Origin of the sequence: uncultured Photobacterium sp. (assembly GCF_947502415.1) — a bacterium.
Taxonomy (GTDB): Bacteria; Pseudomonadota; Gammaproteobacteria; order Enterobacterales; family Vibrionaceae; genus Photobacterium.
Window position 1 is genome coordinate 172,472 of record NZ_CANMZV010000009.1, and the last position, 19,287, is coordinate 191,758.

Consider the following 19,287-nt stretch of genomic DNA (forward strand, 5'->3'; position numbering starts at 1 on the left):
GATTCTTCTATTTAAAGAATACCGTTCCCTACATTAACCATTGATGAATAATGATGACAGAATATTGTTCAGGGGAGACAACAACAAAAGCAGGCGCAATGCCTGCTTAGAGTAAATAATGAGCTTCTAGAGCTTATTGAACTCTCTGGAAACCCGGAAAGCCGAGGATGTCACATAAGCTTCCATATTACGTAGCTCTCCTTCCATATCATCCAGCTTATGCTCAACGTTTGACAGGATTTGCTCAGATGACAGACCTGCCTGCCAAGGCTTTTGCTTTAGGGTGTGCTCTCGGTGAGCACTTTGCTGCACCTTTCTATCTTCCGGCATCTTATCCAGGATAAGACTGGCCGCGATGTAGGCGATCAGGGTGAGAAAACCAAACCCGAGTAGAAAAGAAGACACGGCAAGAATCCTCACAAGCCAAACTTCTATACCAAAGTATTCGGCAATCCCGGCACAAACGCCACTGATCTTGCCGTTCTGCGGATCGCGATACAGAGTTTTATTCATTGGCGCTGCCTCCATTGCGGTGCCTCCTCATCCAGGATTTGCTCCAGTGTTGTAATGCGTTCCTGCATCTGTTCCGCACGCGCCACAAGGGTCTGTAACTTCTCTTGCTCCTCACCGGACAGTCCCCGACTGGCATGACGCTGGCTACGGTAATGCAGAATCAGCCATAACGGCGCCACAAAAATCAAAAACGCCATCAGCGGCCATACTATCCAACCCATAAATTACCTCCATCCTCGTGTCGTGCGGAACCCAATAATGTCACTAGCTTACTCTTTTTCCTTGATATTTGCTTTCATCCGTTGAAGTTCTTTTTCAATTTCATCCTGCGCCTGCAAATCCGCAAACTCCTGTTCCAGGTTTTTACCACGGCCGATGTTATAACTGTCCGCTTCAGCTTCCATTTCATCGATACGACGCTCATATTGCTCGAACTTTGACAGTGCCTCATCAGCTTTGCCTGTATCTAGCTGGCGACGTACTTCGCGACGATTTCCGGCCGCTTTATGACGCATAACCAATGCCTGTTGACGTGCTCGGGTTTCTTGCAGCTTGCGCTCTAACTCAGCAACTTCACTGCTGAGCTTATTGATTGTCTCTTCAACCAACTTGTATTCTTCATTTAACGTAAGAACCACATCGCTTAGCTTCTGCTTCTCAATCAATGCAGCCCGAGCCAAATCTTCACGGCCTTTCTGCAATGCCAGGCTCGCTTTCTGCTGCCAGTCATCAATCTGTGCCTGTAGCGAATCAATACGACGTTGTAGCTCTTTCTTATCCGCCAGAGCCCGCGCCGATGAGGTACGCACTTCAACCAGGGTATCTTCCATTTCCTGGATGATAAGACGGATCATTTTTTGCGGGTCTTCCGCTTTATCTAGCAATGAGTTGACGTTTGCATTTACGATATCTGCAAAACGAGAAAAAATACCCATAGTTAATCTCCTTCAGTAGGTCGGGTTCAGCTCTTCCCAGGAACAAGGTTCTCAATTCAAGTCACCTTCAATTCACTTATACATTTCAATCTCTGTGCCAGGTTTTATTTTTCGACATTTCAACCACTTAGCTTTGCCTGACATCTATTTCGATGCTATATTGTGAATATATACGCCAACAGTTAGCGAGATTAACCATGCAAAAAACGGATAACCTCATTGGCGAGTCGGAGCCATTTCTTGCTGTACTCGATCAGGCCTCCCGCCTTGCGCCGCTCAATCGCCCAATCCTGATCTTAGGTGAGCGCGGCACTGGTAAAGAACTGATAGCCCAGCGCATCCATTACCTGTCCAAACGCTGGGATCAGCCATTGGTCACTCTCAATTGTGCAGCGCTCAACGAAGGGGTTATCGATTCAGAGCTGTTTGGTCATGAGGCAGGCTCTTTTACCGGTGCCAAGGGCCGTCACCAAGGACGCTTTGAGCGAGCAGAAGGAGGCACTTTATTTCTTGATGAACTGGCAACGGCTCCGCTCGGAGTTCAGGAAAAACTCCTTCGAGTCATTGAATATGGAGAGTACGAGAGAGTTGGTGGAAGCAAAACATGCCAGGCCAATGTCAGGTTGATCTGCGCCACCAACGAAAACCTCCCTCAGTTAGCCGAAGAACGAAAATTCCGTGCAGATCTGTTAGATCGACTCGCCTTTGATATCATCCACCTTCCTCCGCTCCGCGAACGACATGAAGATATTCTGCCCTTAGCCGAATATTATGCCGTCAGGATGTGCCGGGAGCTTGGCTATGGCTACTTTGCCGGTTTTACTTCGACAGCCAAACAAGCACTCTTGGCTCATCATTGGCCCGGCAATATCCGCGAACTAAAAAACGTTGTAGAACGCTCTGTTTTCCGCCATAGCGATGAAGATGAACCTGTCAAGCACATCGTTATCGATCCGTTCCACGCGCCATGGCATAACAAGCCCATTGAGAATACAAGCTCTGAGGCGATTTCACCTTCTGAACCTGAATTGGCTTTCCCGCTGGATTTTCGTCAATGGCAACAGGAACAAGAAGTCAATGTTATCAGCCAAGCCCTGTCCCAGGCTAAGTTTAACCAGCGAAAAGCCGCTGAATTGTTAGGTTTAAGCTACCATCAACTCAGAGGCTTGCTACGAAAATACCAACTTGTCGGCAATGCAGAATAGACAACAAAGGTCATTCAGAAAACAGATTAACACTAAGATAAAAGCGGTTATTTGAGGAGAGAACTTGGTCGCAGTGCTGGATAATGTTAAATTTAATCTCTTGTATTCAAAAAAAACTTTTCTTTATGAGCGCCTATACTCGTCTGCTGCTTGCGTGCTTCGGCCTGTTTAGCCTGATCGGCTGCACAGAACCACACCAAGATAGCAATATTCGTAGCCGCGGCTTCGTTTATTGTGGGCAAGATACGCCAACAACGTTTAATCCCCAACTCACTGACGGCGGACTAACAGCCGACACACTGGCAGCACAGATATTTGACCGCCTGCTGATGCTGGATCCTGTCAGTCACCAGCCGCTTCCGTCACTTGCACGCAGTTGGTCAGTCAGCGATGATGGTCTTGAATATACTTTTACCCTGCGTAAAGGCATTGAATTTCAGTCAACAGACTGGTTCAAGCCGACCCGCCAACTCAACGCCCAAGACGTTGTCTTCAGCTTCAAGCGCATCATTGAATCGGATCACCCATTCCACAACGTTTCTGGCGGACGCTATCCATGGTTTGACAGCCAGGGGTTCCCTGACCTGGTTAAAGACATCACGCTCATAGATTCACATACGGTTAAATTCTTCCTGACACGGCCGGATAATGCGTTCCTGTCTAACATGGCAACCAGCTATACAGTGATCCACTCACAGGAATATGGGCAGCAGGTGCTCAAGGCCGGCACACTCAATCAGCTCGACATGAAGCCGATAGGCACCGGGCCTTTCTACCTCGCTCAATATATCCCTAATGACTTAATCCGGCTTAACCGCCATTGGGGTTACTGGCAAGGAGCCGCTCCGATGGAACAGGTTGTATTCGACATTTCTTCCCGCGGTACAGGCACATTAGCCAAATTACTCAGCAAAGAATGTGATGTCCTCTCTTCTCCGGTTGCTAGCCAATTACCGGTGATCAGCGATAGTGAAGAGTTTGAGCTACTGGCCCAAACAGGCATGAATGTGGCGTTTGTCGCCATTAATAACACCAAGCCTGCACTGAAAGATATTAGGGTACGCAAAGCCATCAACTTGGCCATCAACCGCGAAAACCTGCTGAACTCGGTTTACTACGGAACAGGAACGAAAGCGAAAAGCATTTTGCCACCTATGTCATGGGCTTATAACCACGACAGCAAGGCACTCGATTATGACCCAGCCCAGGCTTTGAAACTACTAAAAGAAGCGGGCTACGACAAAAACCTGACTCTGAACATGTGGGTTTCCATAGAACCGCGTCCATATAACCCAAGCCCGAGAAAAACCGCTGAATTAATCCAGGCTGATCTAAATGCGGTTGGTATCCAACTGGCGGTCTACAACATGGAAACATTTCGTCGGTTGAATGCTGTCGATATCGCGCAAAGCGATCTCATCCTGACAGGCTGGATTGCTGATAATGGCGATCCTGACAACTTCCTTCGGCCATTACTTTCCTGCAATGCACAACATGCCGGTCTGAACGTAGCAAACTGGTGCAACCTCAGCTTCGACAACCTGCTGGAGCTGGCTTCACGCACTAATAAACTGGAACAACGCGTGAATTACTACCACCTTGCGCAAGATATCCTGGATAACGAGGTGCCAGTTATTCCACTGGCCCACGGTGTCCATTTTCAGGTTCACCATCAATCTCTGGGTGGATTACAAATGAGTCCTTTCGGTACTCGCTCATTCTCAAGTGTTTACCGCAGCGAGTAATAGCATGTTTATTTATACTATTCGTCGTCTCAATCTGTTCCTGATCACCATGGCTATTTTGACCCTGATCGGATTCAGTCTCATGCGCCTTGATCAAAACTCAATCTGGACCCACCAGCCTTTCTGGAGCGGCTGGTTCATCTACCTTGAAAACCTTATGGCTGGTAACCTAGGGCTGAACCAAACTGGCGATCCGATTCTGAACGAAGTGCTGGTAGTTTTCCCCGCCACGCTGGAGCTCTGTTTCTTTGCTTTTTCGCTATCGCTAATTGCAGGTATCCCGTTAGGTACCCTGGCCGGCGTTAAACGTGGTCGGTTTATTGATACCGCAATCTCATCAGTTACTTTGGTCGGCTATTCGATTCCGCTGTTCTGGTTAGCTGTATTGCTAATTATGCTATTTTCCCAGCAGCTTGGCTGGCTACCGGTTGCCGGTCGCTACAGCTTGTTGTATGAAATCGACCATGTCACTGGCGTTGCCCTATTCGATGTCATGCTGTCCGATAAGACATACCGAACCGAAGCTTTGATGGATACTATCCGCCACCTGATACTACCGACTTTAGTACTGGCTCTTGCGCCGATGACAGAAGTCATCCGCCTGACACGCGCTTCTGTTGCCGAGGTAGTGACCCAAAACTTTATCAAGGTAGCTCAAACCAAAGGCCTGTCGATGTTTGAAATCATCATGCGCCATGTACTAAAAAATGCCATTCCACCAATTATCCCCAAACTCGGCATGCAATTTTCAACCATGATGACCTTTGCCATGCTGACCGAATCCATTTTCAACTGGCCGGGAATTGGCCGCTGGTTACTCAACGCTATTGCCGATCAAAACTATGTGGCAATCCAGGCTGGTGTTATCACTGTCGGCACGTTTATCTTGATCGCCAACATACTGTCAGATCTCACCGGAGCCTTTGTAAACCCGCTAGTCAGGAAGGAATGGTATGCTATCAAATAACATTTACCAGGAGCAGAAAATCCCGACCCAGTGGGAGCGAGCCTGGCACAATTTCCGGTCAAACTCACTGGCAATGTTCGGGCTATGGTGCCTGTTTTTCCTACTGCTGATCACCATTTTTGCTAAATGGCTGGCTCCGTATACGCCGTTCCAGCAAGTCGGCGAACTACTGATGCCTCCTTCATGGGATCCGCACGGTCATGTCGAATATTTCTTTGGTACTGATGACCTAGGCCGGGATATCCTCACTCGCCTTATTCTGGGATCACAACTCACATTTGGCTATGCACTGCTTATCGCATTTGCCTCCAGTGCCATTGGTATTCTTATCGGCGTTACCGCAGGGATGACACGTGGACTGAAATCCAGCTTCCTGAACCATGTACTGGATACCGTCTTGTCGATACCTTCCCTGCTGCTGGCAATTATTGTGGTTGCCTATATGGGACCAGGAGAAGTCAACATTCTGCTGGCTATCTGGCTGGCATTGATCCCACGCTTTATCCGAGCAATTTATACCGCCGTACACGCAGAGGTAGAAAAAGATTACATCATCGCTGCTCGTCTTGATGGAGCGAATAGCTTCTATCTGCTGTATAACTCTATTTTACCCAATATCCTGACAGTCATTACCAATGAGCTTACCCGGGCAATTTCTATTGCTATTCTGGATATTACCGCGCTGGGTTTCCTCGGCCTGGGAGCACAAGCGCCATCACCTGAATGGGGTGCAATGCTTGGTGATTCAATCGAGTTGATTTACCTTGCCCCCTGGACTGTCACGCTGCCCGGACTGGCAATCACCTTTAGTGTATTGGTTATAAACTTAGTAGGGGAAGGACTCCGCCAAGCTATAAATGCGGGAATTGATTAATGCCATTATTAGATATTCGTAACCTGACCATCGAAATCGATACTCCACAAGGTATGGTCAAGGCCGTCGACCGGATGAGCCTGACCATCAATGAGGGAGAAATCAGAGGCTTGGTGGGTGAATCCGGTTCAGGTAAAAGCCTGGTAGCGAAAGCAATTGCCGGGGTCGAGAAAGACAACTGGCGGGTCAGTGCTGACCGGCTGCGACTGGGTGATGTTGACCTACTGTCTCTTTCCGCACGCGAACGGCGCAAGATCGTCGGCCGTGAGATTGCCATGATTTTCCAGGAACCATCTTCTTGTCTGGACCCGTCGGAGCGAGTAGGCGAGCAGTTAGAGGAAGCTATCCCTTCTGCATCATTTTCCGGACATTGGTGGCAACGTTTCCAATGGCGCCAGAAACAAGCAATAGCCTTACTTCATAAAGTCGGTATCAAAGAGCACAAACGGGTAATGAGAAGCTATCCGTATGAACTGACTGACGGTGAATGTCAAAAAGTTATGATTGCCATGGCGATTGCTAACCGCCCTCGTCTGCTGATTGCCGACGAACCGACCAATGATCTTGATCCTATCACCCAGGCACAGATTTTCCGCCTGCTCAGCCGAATGAACCAGCTGGGCAATACTACGATTCTGCTTGTTAGCCACGACCTGACCACTGTAACTCAGTGGGCGGACCGTATTACAGTAATGTACTGTGGCCAGTCGGTTGAATCCGGTAGCCGACAGCAAATACTGGACTCACCGCACCATCCATATACGGAAGCCTTGCTACGCGCCATGCCGGATTTCAACTTGGATGAATTACCGCACAAATGCAAACTGGAAACACTACCCGGCTCAATTCCTCCCCTCCAGCACCTGCCAATAGGCTGTCGCCTTGGCCCGCGGTGCCCGCATGCCCAACGTAAGTGTGTTGAGGTACCAAAGAGAAGGAAGATCAAGAACCATAAATTCAGCTGTCACTTCCCGCTGAATATGGAGGAGACGAAGAAGTGAGTGCATTACTAGAGGTCGAAAACCTCAAAAAAGATTACCACTACCGCTCGGGGTTATTCCGACGCCGTACTATCGAAGCCGTCAAACCAGTCTCCTTTTCGCTGGAAGCCGGTGAAACAATGGCGTTCATGGGAGAAAACGGCTCAGGAAAATCTACCCTTGCCAAAATGCTATCAGGCGTTGTTGAACCAACAGAGGGGGTTATCCGTGTTAATGGTGAACCACTGGTTCCCAATGACTTTCAAACCCGATGCAAACTGATCCGGATGATCTTTCAAGATCCCAATACCTCACTCAATCCGCGAATCCAGATCGGCAAAATATTGGAAGGGCCGCTCAAACGAAATACCAACATGACGCCTCAAGCACGCGAGCGGCGGATCATGATGACGCTTAAACGAGTCGGCCTGTTACCGGAACATGCCTATTTTTACCCGCAGATGCTTGCAACCGGACAGAAACAACGTGTATCACTGGCACGGGCACTTATCCTTCAGCCTTGTATCATTGTTGCTGACGAAGCGTTAAACGGGCTGGACATGTCCATGCGCTCACAGATCATCAATCTACTGCTGGAGTTACAAGAAGAGATGGGACTCTCCTATATCTACGTATCTCAGCACATGGGCGTTATCAAGCATTTCACAGATAAAGTCATCGTGATGCAAAAAGGTGAAGTTGTTGAACAAGGACGTACAGAGGAAGTATTCAGTAACCCTCAGCATCCGCTGACTCAAAAGTTACTCGATAGCCATTTCTCCGCTCCGTCACACGATCGAAGTAACCGTATTAGTAGTGGCACACCAAAAATTGAGTGTCCTTAAATAAGCTTCAACGGGCCTGTAATGGCCCGTTTTTATTAAGCTAAACCACACCTGCTCACTTAAGTAAAAGACAACCACACAGTCACCGCCCCCAACAGTACCGAACCTGTAACCGGAGCGATCACATATCGGCGCAAAGACTTAGCGCCGACAAAACAAGCCATTCCCATCTTTACCAGGCTATTAACCGCAGCAGCAATGAAAATCGCTAATACCGTTGTATTAACCAATAGTCCGTTGCTGGCACTCTGTCTGCCAAGCGCGAGAGTGATAGCATCTACATCGGTTATCCCTGAAATAGCCGCAAGCGAGAGTGTACCGGCATCACCAAACCACTCCTGTAATGCGTTAGAAAGTAACATAATCAATAACAAAACAAGGCCGAAAAACAAAGCTGAAGAAAGTGCGAGCGGACTCTGCTTCACTTCCGGCGATTTTTCACTAGTCACATTGGCATGTTGCCAAATCCAGTATGCAGGCAAATAGAAACCCGCCATCATCAAGAGCATCGGCCACCAAAGCAAATCAACCAAGGCATAGTTAATCACCGAACACACAAATAGGATCCGCGGGAACATCGTACCGCAACTAATCAAAATTCCGCTGGCCAGCAAACCACTTAAATGTGACTGCTGCTTGGAAAGGTTAGAAAATTGCAATGTCAACGCTGTCGATGAACTCAAGCCAGCAAACAGGCAAGTAAACAAGATCCCTTTCTCTGCCCCGCCAATTTTAATTGCAAAATAGCCGACAAAAGAAATGCTGGCGATTAGCACCACCATCCACCAAATTTCGTAAGGGTTAATAGCCTGCCATGGCCCCATTCCCTGATTCGGCAACAATGGCAGCATCACTACAGAAATCAGTAGCAGGCGCAAAGCCGCATCAAGTTCATACTCCTGCAGCTTCATCAGAGCATCGTGAAGCTCCTTCTTGTTATCCAGAATAATAGCGGTAATAACCGCCGCAGATGCTGCAATTACAGGTTCACCGACAACAGTCAGACTTCCGAGTAAAAAGGTTATCAGCATACCAATTAAGCCCGTAATACTGAGGTTGCTCTTTACCTTCTGGCTTTTTATGTAGGCCATGACGATCAATCCAGTCAGAGCTACAAATGAAAAACCAAGTATCAGTTCTGAGTAAAGCTCGGTCAGCATGCCACATAAACCGCCCATTAAACCAATAAGCGAGTAAGTTCTGATCCCCGCGATTCTTGAGCCAGCAGCCTCATTACGATGCACCCATCCGCGTTGGGTTCCAATCAGTGCGCCTAAAAGCAATGCAATGCCTAAACGCCAAAAAGGAGAATCAATATTAATTGCCAAATCCATTTCTGCCCTCCCCGGCAAATAGATCAATGGCACAAGAAAATATAAACAATTCTGATTGGTTTAAGTGTATGTAAATACTTACGGCTATTGCGGGTTATCTGAAGAATATTTGATAATTTCGTGATACCCGTATGATATCCGGGCAAAAAAATGCCCGGTTAAAGCCGGGCGCTATAGAGATAGGGTGAATACTTTATTAAGCCAGCGACTTATTAATCTCGGCCAGCACAGCAGCAGGATCTGCCGCCTGAGTGATTGGGCGGCCGATAACAAGATAATCAGAACCAGCTTGTACAGCCTCTATCGGCGTCATAACCCGACGCTGATCACCTGCTGCACTGCCTGCCGGACGAATGCCCGGGGTTACCAATTTAAAATCCTGCCCGAGGTTACTCTTCAGCATCGTCGCTTCCTGAGCAGAGCAGACGACACCATCCAGACCACTATTCTTCGCCAAAATTGCAAGGCTTAATACATGCTCACGAGGCTCGCGTTGAATGCCGATACCAGCAAGATCTGCAGCATCCATACTGGTCAGTACCGTTACACCAATCAGTAGTGGTCGATCTTTACCATAAGGTTCCAATATATCACGCGAGGCAGCCATCATCCGCTCACCACCACTGGCATGGACATTCACCATCCATACGCCCAGCTCCGCAGCTGCCGCAACCGCACGAGAACAAGTATTAGGGATATCATGGAATTTCAGGTCCAGAAATACAGAATGGCCCCGATCATGCAGTTTACGCACGAAATCGGGGCCATAGAAAGTAAACATCTCTTTGCCAACTTTCAGTCGGCAACTTCCCGGTTCAATCCGGTCAACAAAGGCTAACGCCTCATCCTGACTTGGGTAGTCGAGAGCGACAATCACTTTTGGATCCAACATGGCATCTCCTGCTTAGTAATAGGTCAAACTTGCCCAGCTTCCTGAGCGCGGTCAGGATTGTACAGTAAATCTGTATTTTATCGAGTAATTATTGAGAATTTGTTCGTAAGACTTAAAACTGACACTTTTCTTAACAGGCCAATCGTTTGTACAGATAAGATAGTTAAAAAGCCTCTCCAGAAGACGCTGTTTCTTCATGCCAATAAAAAGCCCGTTCGGGTTACGAACGGGCTATTCAATCAATAATTTTACTCGCCATCTAGGCCACGGATCGGTTTGACACCTCCCCAGCCTTTACAGGATGGACATTGCCAATAGAGCGAATGAGTTGCAAAACCACATTTACGGCAACGGTAATGAGGCTTAATCTTCAATTGTTCACCAACCAGAGAGCGTAGTGTACTTAAACTCTCTTTCGCCCGGCCTTCTTCTGCTTCATCAAGATGATAATCCATCAACTGATAAAACCCCTTCATAGTCGGGTTTTTGGTCAACTGACGAGTCATGAAGGCCTGCGCTACCACTGAGCCTTCATGCCTGGAGATCTCATCAGCCAGCATCAACTCAGCTGTTGCACCAGCCTTAAGCTCAACACAATGGCGCAGATACTTCAGCCAGCCAGTCTCATTATTTGTCGCTTCATAGCATTGCAACAACATAGGTAGCGTTTCACTGACATAGTCAATATCCTGCTCGGCGACGCGTTCAAGTTGCTTAGTAGCAGCCTTGTATTCCTCTGCACTGATCAGGATCTTTGCCATCATAATAGAAGCTCGAACACAGGCCTTATCAGCCGATACTGCCTTTTTCAGATACTGCCTGGCCTTATCCGAATTAAGCGCACTCATTTCCAACATGGCCATTTCACACCAGTAATGAGCGATATCATGCTTGAGGTTAGACTTGCCCATTTTTACTAGCTGGGTAGCCATCTCAATAGCCTTATCCCATTCCCGTGTCTGCTGGTAGATGGTCAATAGCTGCTGCAATGCTCCTTTGCGGTGATCCGGCTCATCAAGAAGCTGTTCGAAGATTTTCTCGGCACGATCAAAGAAACCCGCAGCCATATAATCCTTCGCCAACTGCTGAAGCGCCAGGTTGCGCTGATCAATAGTCAAGTTTGGACGGGCTATCAGGTTCTGGTGAATACGAATAGCGCGATCAACCTCACCCCGGCTTCGGAACAAGTTCCCCAAAGCAAGGTGAGTATCAATAGTTTCACTATCAACCTGGAGCAGTTCAATAAACACGTCAACCGCCTTGTCTGACTGATCAGACAACAGCAGGTTCAAGCCAGTTACATACTGGCGCGACATATGATGAGACTGTTCCTGTTGTTTGTTACTAGCGCTCCTGTTACCCATGTACCAGCCATAAGCGGCCGCAATCGGAAGTAACAGGAACAACAGCTCTAGCATTAACGATTATTCCTTTACAGGCTCGGCACGAAGCTGATCCAATTCTTTTTTCTGCTTTTGTACTTTTTTGCTCAGGCGGTTCTTAGAATAACGCGCCTTCAGATAGAGCGTACCGCAAATCAACCAACCAATCGCAAAACCAGAACCGAATGCGATACCAAGTAGAGTAGATAACTGAAACTCACCCTGAGCTATAAGAAAATCAAAGTTGACCAGCTGTTGGTTTTGCGCACCCAGCGCTAAAGTGACCAAAAAGCAGACAACCAATATAAGAATGCTAAGTATCTTCATCGTGAATCCTTCTCACTTGATCAAAAAATTGATGGGTTGATTATGCAAGATTTTCACTCATCAGACCATGATCTATAGACATAAAAAAACGGCATACTTTCAGCATGCCGTTTTTTTGTTCTAAACGCGATTAACCAGCGAAAGCTGTGTTAACCCGGTCGCGTAATTCCTTACCTGGTTTAAAGTGAGGAACGTACTTACCGTCCAGCTCAACTTTATCACCCGTCTTCGGATTACGACCTATGCGTGGAGCGCGGTAATGTAATGAGAAGCTACCAAAGCCACGGATCTCAATACGATCACCCTCAGCAAGAGTGGTCGCCATGTGCTCAAGGATTTCCTTGATTGCATCCTCTACCTGTTTGGCAGAAAGATGTGTTTGTTGACTACATAGTCTTTCAATTAATTCAGACTTTGTCATAAACACTCCGTTTTTAGTATGTTTCTCAATAGTATAACCGCTTAGGGGGAAAAATCCTCCCCCTATGCTCAATTATTCGCCTTTAGCCGCTTTGAAAGCGTCAGCCATAGCGCTACCGAAAGAAGCATCGTCTTGCTTGTTCAGGCTAGCCATTGCTTCTTGCTCTTCAGCAACGTCTTTAGCGCGTACAGATAGGTTGATTACGCGGTTCTTACGGTCAACGCCTGTGAATTTAGCTTCAACAGAATCGCCAACAGAAAGAATTAGAGTTGCGTCTTCAACACGGTCAACTGATGCTTCAGAAGCACGTAGGTAAGCTTCAACGCCTTCAGCTAGCTCGATAGTTGCGCCTTTCGCGTCAACTGCAGTAACAGTACCAGTAACTAGAGCACCTTTCTTGTTAACTGCAACGTAGCCGTTGAATGGGTCTTCTTCGATCTGCTTGATACCTAGAGAGATACGCTCACGCTCAGCGTCTACTGCTAGAACAACTGCAGAGATTTCGTCGCCTTTCTTGAATTCGCGAACTGCTTCTTCACCAGCAACATTCCAAGAAATGTCAGATAGGTGAACAAGACCATCGATGCCGCCTTCAAGACCGATGAAGATACCGAAATCAGTGATAGACTTGATCTTACCAGTTACTTTATCGCCCTTAGCTTGCATTTCTGCAAATGACTGCCATGGGTTAGCTTTACACTGCTTAAGACCTAGGCTGATACGACGACGCTCTTCGTCGATATCAAGAACCATAACTTCAACTTCGTCGCCCACGTTAACAACTTTAGATGGGTGGATGTTCTTGTTAGTCCAATCCATCTCAGAAACGTGTACAAGACCTTCAACGCCTTCTTCGATTTCAACGAAGCAGCCGTAGTCAGTTAGGTTAGTTACGCGGCCAGAAAGCTTAGTACCTTCAGGGTAACGCTTAGCGATTGCTACCCATGGATCTTCGCCTAGCTGCTTAAGACCTAGTGATACGCGAGTACGCTCACGGTCGAACTTAAGAACTTTAACGTTGATCTCGTCGCCAACATTAACGATTTCAGATGGGTGCTTAACGCGTTTCCAAGCCATGTCAGTGATGTGTAGAAGACCATCAACACCACCAAGGTCAACGAACGCACCGTAGTCAGTAAGGTTCTTAACGATACCTTTAACTTCCATGCCTTCCTGTAGAGAAGCAAGAAGTTCATCACGCTCAACGCTGTTTTCAGATTCGATAACTGCGCGACGAGAAACAACTACATTGTTACGCTTCTGGTCTAGCTTGATTACTTTGAACTCTAGCTCTTTGTTTTCTAGGTGAGCAGTGTCGCGAACTGGACGTACGTCTACTAGAGAACCTGGTAGGAACGCACGGATGCCGTTAAGTTCAACTGTGAAGCCGCCCTTAACTTTACCGTTGATGATACCAACAACAGTTTCAGCATCTTCGTAAGCTTTTTCAAGCTGGATCCAAGCTTCGTGGCGCTTAGCTTTTTCACGAGAAAGCTTAGTCTCACCGAAGCCGTCTTCAACAGCGTCTAGAGCAACGTCAACTTCTGCGCCAACTTCGATTTCGATTTCGCCTGCAGCGTTTTTGAATTCGTCAGCTGGGATAGAAGACTCAGACTTAAGGCCTGCGTCTACTAGTACGTAACCGTTTTCGATAGCTACAACAGTACCTTTAACGATCGCACCTGGACGTGTTTCTAGTTCGTTTAGAGACTCTTCAAAGAGTAAAGCAAAAGATTCAGTCATTATTTAATCTTCAATATGATTAACAACCATGGGTATCCTACCTCATGGGGTTGGTAGTAAAGTCAGTAATCATCCTTGTTACCGACGCCATCATGCTGATTACTCAGCCGATAATTTTTGTTCAATATAAGCCAATGCTTGTGCCGTCACTTGCTCTATTGACATCTCAGTAGAGTCTAGCACCAAAGCATTGTCTGCGGGACGCAACGGAGCGACCGCACGGTTGCGATCTCGGTCGTCACGTTCCTGAATTTCTTTCAAAAGGCTGCCAAAGTTAACATCTAAGCCTTTCTGTTGCAACTGATTCATGCGACGGTTGGCTCGTTCTTCTGCGCTGGCATCCAGGAAAATTTTCACTTCAGCCTGCGGGAAAACCACCGTTCCCATGTCTCGACCATCAGCCACCAGCCCCGGCGCTTCACTAAATGCTCGCTGGCGGCGCAACAGTGCTTCTCGTACTCGTGGCAGTGCAGCAACCTTCGACGCTGCCATACCGGTTTCTTCCTTGCGAAGTTCACCTGAAACATCTTCGCCTTCCAGAACCACCTTAACTAGCTCGCCTTCGGCAACAAACTGAACATCCAGGTGCGCAGCCAAAGGAACCAGTGCGTCTTCAGAATCAAGATCAACACCGTGATGAATCGCAGCTAAAGCCAACACACGGTAAATGGCACCAGAATCAAGTAAATTCAAGCCCAGTTTGTCTGCCAATAGCATACACAATGTGCCTTTACCGGCCCCGCTTGGCCCATCAACAGTGATCACTGGAGCATCTGTAGACATAGGTTTTCTCCGAACATGTTCAAATATAAAGCGTTATAATGAAACGCGAACGCATGGCGTTTCATTATAGCCCTCGCAAACGGGGGCATATTATACGGAAAAAAATACGGAAGTACTATTAAAACCAAGAAATTCGCTTTTCATAATTTGGCAATAAAGAATAAGAGAAGAGCAAACAAACCACTATGCCAGATCGCGAGAATCCAAAAGAAAAACCCGCCAAATGGCGGGCTTCATAATACTGTAAATTAATGACTAAGCTGGGCCAGCTTATCGAAATAATCTGGGAAAGTTTTTGATGTACATTTAGGATCGTTGATTGTTACCGGCGTATCACTCATAGCCACCAGCGAAAAACACATCGCCATCCGATGATCGTCATAAGTATCAATCGCGGCGTGTTGAAGCTTGGCTGGCGGGGTGATAGTGATATAATCATACCCCTCTTCAACCTCAGCTCCCACCTTACGCAACTCCGTCGCCATCGCAGCAAGTCGATCTGTTTCTTTAACCCGCCAGTTGTATACGTTGCGGATTCTCGTTGTCCCCTCTGCGAACAACGCGGTGGTTGCAATCGTCATCGCAGCATCAGGAATATGATTAAAGTCCATGTCGACAGCTTTCAGTTCACCGCGACGGGCAATGACATAATCATCGCCCCACTCGATCTCTGCTCCCATCGCTGCCAGCGCATCCGCAAACTGAACATCGCCCTGGATACTTTTCTTGCCAATGCCGGTTACTTTAACTTCACCGCCTTTGATCGCCGCTGCCGCCAGGAAATATGAAGCCGATGATGCGTCACCTTCAACCAGAAAATCACCCGGAGCCTGATAGGTTTGACCGGCAGGTACAACAAACTCTTGGTAGTCGCGGTTTTCTACCGATACGCCAAACTGAGACATAATCTGCAAAGTAATATCGATATAAGGTTTGGAAACCAACTCCCCCTTAATCCGAATCAACGTATCAGCCTTAGACAACGGTGCCGACATCAGAAATGCAGTCAGAAACTGACTGGAAATCGAACCATCAATTTCAACCTCTCCGCCGTACAGACCTGTGCCTTTGATCTTCAGAGGCGGATAATTGTCCTGCTCAAGATAGGTAATATCAGCTCCGGCGGTTCGCAAAGCGTCAACAAGGTGACCAATAGGACGCTCCTTCATACGCGGCTCGCCCGTTAGAACAAACTCTCCTTCTCCAAGGCACAACGCAGCGGCCAACGGGCGCATCGCCGTACCGGCATTACCCAAAAAGAGTTCCAAGGCCTGCTCGGGATGGAAGGCCGAACCCACGCCTTCAACTGTACAGACGGTTTTATCGTCTGAAAGTTGATAGTTTACGCCCAGCTGCTTTAATGCATTCAACATGTGGCGGATATCATCACTATCAAGCAAGTTAGTGAGGCGCGTGGTACCCTGTGCTAGCGCAGCCAATAATAGCGCGCGGTTAGAAACACTTTTCGACCCCGGCAGATTTACTTCGCCATTAATCTGATTTATCGGCTGTAACGTTAAACTTTCCATCTGTTCTATATTCAATCCTGTATTTTTATGCGTTCCAGCAGATTAGCGAATAATATCTCAGTCCGCTAGTACTGATTCGCTCAATTCCCAGCAGGAGAAAGTGATATGCTGAGTATCTGGTTTTATAGTCGGTAATTGATTAGAAAATAAGGAGCAAATAGTGGCATCAGAAACACCTATGGTAGGTATCGGCGTAATCATTGTTAACCCTGCAGGAGAGGTATTGATCGGTAAACGAAAAAACAGCCATGCGCCCTATTATTCGATTCCGGGGGGCCATATGGAAATCGGAGAGACTTTCAGCCAATGCGCAGCCCGTGAGGTGGAAGAAGAAACCGGGCTACTAATCAAAAATCCCACAGTAATTGCAGTAACCAACAACCTGCAAACCTACAATGAGTCAGGGAAGCACTATATCAGTATCGCGGTATTAGTGACGGAGTTTACAGGTGAGCCTGAGCTTCGCGAACCTGACAAATGCGAGGGATGGCAATGGGTTGCCCCTTCTAATCTACCCCAGCCTCATTTTGATGCCAGCGAACAATCAATTCGCTGCTTTTTGGAAAATCGTTTCTGCCTGGGGTAAACAGAAAAACGGTGTCTGATACACCGTTTTTGTATATCTAGCATTCAAATTTAAGGAAGGTTGTTTCAACCCACTCGTCACCAAGCTCTTCTTTCGATAGCGCGACAATACGCTCCATCGCCGGAATAGTAGTAAGGCCTGAATAAATAATGCCGCAACTATCTGTCACAAAAAAACGCTTCAGCAATTTCAAAACCAACGAGATGTAACCATCTTGTTCCTTCTTGGCTTTTATATCGAGTGACATTGTCAGGTTATCAGCCCCGGCAACCAAGCAAAGCTTAGTAATACCTTCCAATTCTTGCTCAGATGCAATACTCGCCAAAGGCAACCGAATATTAAGAGTATTGTGTTCAAAGTGCTCTTTGAGTGATAACAGCAAATTAAAAATGTGGTGACGGTTAGTAAAACGATACAAGGCAAGTGGAAAATCAACTTCAACTTCCTCAATCGCACTGTCATTCAGCAGCGACATGAAAGCAATGCAATTTTCATCAACGCTATCATATCCATTAAATCGACTGGCATTTATTCTATGCTTCCTCAAGGAATAAAAGTGCGGCGTCTGTTGCTTAAAAACCAGATAACAGCTTATATCCTGCTGTTCTTGACTCGCCTTATGATCCTTACACAGCGTAACCAGGCTCTCAGTGTCACGGCCTTGCAAACTCAATAACTGAAAATCTGATGCTTTCTTCTTATATACATTTGAGTTCATCATCGTTCTAGCTAATCCCTCGCAATTTTTGTTACATAATACTCGAAAAACGAGTATTCACTGTTTCTAGCGAGGGAAACTGTGTTTATATGAATGATTGATTTTAAAACAATTTCCGTAATTTATGTCTGATGCGTATAAATGTGCATAAAATAATGCTGAGACTTTCTATGGAAGATACGTGAGATTTGATACCAGCAAATGACAAAACAGTGAATTTTTACCACCATCATTTTTGTACTAATTCAAATCAAGCCGACATAAAGTCAAATCGTTGCCATTATGCGAGCACTCTATATCTACCCACTGACCGTTGAAAGTTGCCAATGAATTATCTGAAGCAGAGTATCCCCACATAGTGTTGCTTTCCACCGGTCCTTCCAGGCTGATTTCATTATCACGGGACTCCAGCTCGATTTCTTTCAGTACAAACTGGTTATTGATATTCTTTCCTTTTAATTCTACCCAGCTGCCATCCAGGTTATTAAGTGCCAGTCCATCATCAAAACGCGTTCCGGCATTAACATCAAAAGGAATACCATTAATTGACACTTGGCCATTAGAGAAGCTGGCCTCTCCTTCCACCTTGAACTCAAGGTTATCAGGAGCCACAACCTGATCTTCAAAATCGACCTTAGCAGCGACAAGTGAATCACCGGACTGGACTAAATCTAACTCAACAACGGCACCAGCCTGTAGACTATTAACGGTACCATCATCAAATACAGTATTGGCGTTGATACCGACTAACAAATGTCCTGCTACTTCAAACAGCATCTTGTCATCACTGACCCAGGTAACCACACCTTCAAATTCCAGTCCGTTAAAGTCCTGCGGATCCTTAATATCTATCGAAAAAGCAATAAATCGACCATCACTAAACTGCCCGTATATTTCAACCCACATGCCATTCGCTAATGTACGGCCATCTTCAATAATGGCATTGGTATAATCAACAGGTACCGTTCCCAACAGAGCCGTTCCCGCACCAGCTTGATCTACGCCAGAAAGCACACCTTCAATTTCGGCATTAAGCAACGGATCAATTTTACTTAAAGAAGTAACTGACCAGGTATTATCAGGATGAAGAAGGGCAAATAGCATAACCCAATCACCAATCACCACTCCGCTGGCAGAAAAGTTAAAAGTTATCCCGTTGACGGTTGTAGAGTCTGCAGATAATGCGGTCACAGGACCTGCCACAACAGGTTGCAATACAATTGCTTGAGCTGTGTTGTTCTGGTTGCTGATTTCAACCTGCATCCCTGTAGTGACAAAATCAAAACTGAAACGTTGTCCATTATAACTCACATCAGAATCAGATGCATCAAGCTCATGTCCATTAACACTAAGCTGTAATGCCGTATAAGAAATCATATCAACAGTACCGTTAATCCGGGATATCAAGCCTGAACCATCAACCGAAGATTCAGAGCTGTCACCTCCACAGCCGGACAACAAAACACTACCCACTACTGCATATACTAAATTTTTCATCTTTCCGCTCG

The 19,287-nt window shown here is 46.7% G+C and carries 20 protein-coding genes; 7 read left to right on the top strand and 13 right to left on the bottom strand.

Translation table 11 applies throughout. The features are described 5' to 3' along the window. Positions 1-126: 126 nt before the first annotated feature. Genes pspC through pspA form a run of 3 tightly spaced genes read right to left on the bottom strand, consistent with a single transcriptional unit; the run spans position 127 to position 1,448 of the window. Complete coding sequence (gene pspC, locus Q0852_RS11900) at positions 127-513, bottom strand: envelope stress response membrane protein PspC (protein WP_299018241.1); 387 nt, start codon at positions 511-513, stop codon at positions 127-129. Beyond that, complete coding sequence (gene pspB, locus Q0852_RS11905) at positions 510-734, bottom strand: envelope stress response membrane protein PspB (protein ID WP_299018242.1); 225 nt, start codon at positions 732-734, stop codon at positions 510-512. The genes pspC and pspB overlap by 4 nt, the downstream gene beginning before the upstream one ends. Positions 735-782: 48 nt before the next feature. Further along, positions 783-1,448: a phage shock protein PspA gene (gene pspA / locus Q0852_RS11910; RefSeq protein ID WP_299018243.1), complete on the bottom strand. Its 666-nt coding sequence runs from the start codon at positions 1,446-1,448 to the stop codon at positions 783-785. A gap of 197 nt (positions 1,449-1,645) precedes the next feature. On the opposite strand from pspA, the gene pspF reads away from it, so the two are divergent. From pspF to Q0852_RS11940, 6 genes are all read left to right on the top strand, one after another. After that, positions 1,646-2,653, top strand: a complete 1,008-nt coding sequence (gene pspF / locus Q0852_RS11915; protein ID WP_299018244.1) for a phage shock protein operon transcriptional activator — start codon at positions 1,646-1,648, stop codon at positions 2,651-2,653. Positions 2,654-2,778: 125 nt separating this feature from the next. Then, positions 2,779-4,398, top strand: coding sequence for an ABC transporter substrate-binding protein SapA (gene sapA, locus Q0852_RS11920; protein WP_299018245.1), 1,620 nt, complete (start codon positions 2,779-2,781; stop codon positions 4,396-4,398). A gap of 4 nt (positions 4,399-4,402) precedes the next feature. After that, the gene (locus Q0852_RS11925) at positions 4,403-5,365 is read left to right on the top strand and encodes an ABC transporter permease subunit (protein WP_299018246.1); all 963 of its coding nucleotides are present in this window, start codon (positions 4,403-4,405) and stop codon (positions 5,363-5,365) included. After that, entirely contained in the window at positions 5,352-6,239 is an 888-nt protein-coding gene (sapC, locus tag Q0852_RS11930) for a putrescine export ABC transporter permease SapC (protein WP_299018247.1), read from the top strand. Before Q0852_RS11925 ends, sapC begins: the two co-directional genes overlap by 14 nt. Further along, positions 6,239-7,240: an oligopeptide/dipeptide ABC transporter ATP-binding protein gene (locus tag Q0852_RS11935; protein WP_299018248.1), complete on the top strand. Its 1,002-nt coding sequence runs from the start codon at positions 6,239-6,241 to the stop codon at positions 7,238-7,240. The genes sapC and Q0852_RS11935 overlap by 1 nt, the downstream gene beginning before the upstream one ends. Beyond that, entirely contained in the window at positions 7,237-8,064 is an 828-nt protein-coding gene (locus tag Q0852_RS11940) for an ATP-binding cassette domain-containing protein (RefSeq protein WP_299018249.1), read from the top strand. Before Q0852_RS11935 ends, Q0852_RS11940 begins: the two co-directional genes overlap by 4 nt. A gap of 59 nt (positions 8,065-8,123) precedes the next feature. Here the strand turns inward: Q0852_RS11940 and Q0852_RS11945 are convergent, their stop codons facing one another. The 8 genes from Q0852_RS11945 to aroA all read right to left on the bottom strand — a co-directional run bounded on the left by Q0852_RS11945 (position 8,124) and on the right by aroA (position 16,475). After that, positions 8,124-9,398, bottom strand: coding sequence for an MgtC/SapB family protein (locus Q0852_RS11945; RefSeq protein ID WP_299018250.1), 1,275 nt, complete (start codon positions 9,396-9,398; stop codon positions 8,124-8,126). Between the two features lie 196 nt (positions 9,399-9,594). Then, entirely contained in the window at positions 9,595-10,290 is a 696-nt protein-coding gene (gene pyrF / locus Q0852_RS11950; protein ID WP_299018251.1) for an orotidine-5'-phosphate decarboxylase, read from the bottom strand. 248 nt (positions 10,291-10,538) lie between these two features. Next, on the bottom strand, positions 10,539-11,708 hold the full coding sequence (gene lapB, locus Q0852_RS11955; protein WP_299018252.1) for a lipopolysaccharide assembly protein LapB: 1,170 nt from the start codon (positions 11,706-11,708) through the stop codon (positions 10,539-10,541). Positions 11,709-11,714: 6 nt separating this feature from the next. Continuing rightward, positions 11,715-11,999 (bottom strand): LapA family protein, encoded by a 285-nt coding sequence (locus Q0852_RS11960; protein ID WP_299018253.1) that lies wholly within the window; start codon positions 11,997-11,999, stop codon positions 11,715-11,717. A gap of 130 nt (positions 12,000-12,129) precedes the next feature. Continuing rightward, complete coding sequence (gene ihfB / locus Q0852_RS11965) at positions 12,130-12,420, bottom strand: integration host factor subunit beta (RefSeq protein ID WP_299018254.1); 291 nt, start codon at positions 12,418-12,420, stop codon at positions 12,130-12,132. Between the two features lie 72 nt (positions 12,421-12,492). Next, positions 12,493-14,163, bottom strand: coding sequence for a 30S ribosomal protein S1 (rpsA, locus tag Q0852_RS11970; RefSeq protein ID WP_299018255.1), 1,671 nt, complete (start codon positions 14,161-14,163; stop codon positions 12,493-12,495). A 99-nt stretch (positions 14,164-14,262) separates the two neighbouring features. Continuing rightward, on the bottom strand, positions 14,263-14,946 hold the full coding sequence (gene cmk / locus Q0852_RS11975; protein ID WP_299018256.1) for a (d)CMP kinase: 684 nt from the start codon (positions 14,944-14,946) through the stop codon (positions 14,263-14,265). Positions 14,947-15,194: 248 nt separating this feature from the next. After that, entirely contained in the window at positions 15,195-16,475 is a 1,281-nt protein-coding gene (gene aroA / locus Q0852_RS11980) for a 3-phosphoshikimate 1-carboxyvinyltransferase (RefSeq protein WP_299018257.1), read from the bottom strand. A 160-nt stretch (positions 16,476-16,635) separates the two neighbouring features. Between aroA and Q0852_RS11985 the strand changes: the two genes are divergently transcribed. Further along, a complete protein-coding gene (locus tag Q0852_RS11985; RefSeq protein ID WP_299018258.1) occupies positions 16,636-17,061 on the top strand; it encodes an NUDIX hydrolase in 426 nt (141 codons plus the stop codon). Between the two features lie 37 nt (positions 17,062-17,098). On the opposite strand, the gene Q0852_RS11990 is transcribed toward Q0852_RS11985, so the two are convergent. Together Q0852_RS11990 and Q0852_RS11995 are read right to left on the bottom strand one after the other, a co-directional pair. Then, a complete protein-coding gene (locus Q0852_RS11990) occupies positions 17,099-17,782 on the bottom strand; it encodes a hypothetical protein (RefSeq protein WP_299018259.1) in 684 nt (227 codons plus the stop codon). Between the two features lie 237 nt (positions 17,783-18,019). Next, positions 18,020-19,276 carry a DUF5666 domain-containing protein gene (locus Q0852_RS11995; protein ID WP_299018260.1) on the bottom strand — a complete coding sequence of 419 codons (1,257 nt, stop codon included), beginning with the start codon at positions 19,274-19,276 and terminating at the stop codon, positions 18,020-18,022. Positions 19,277-19,287: the final 11 nt, after the last annotated feature.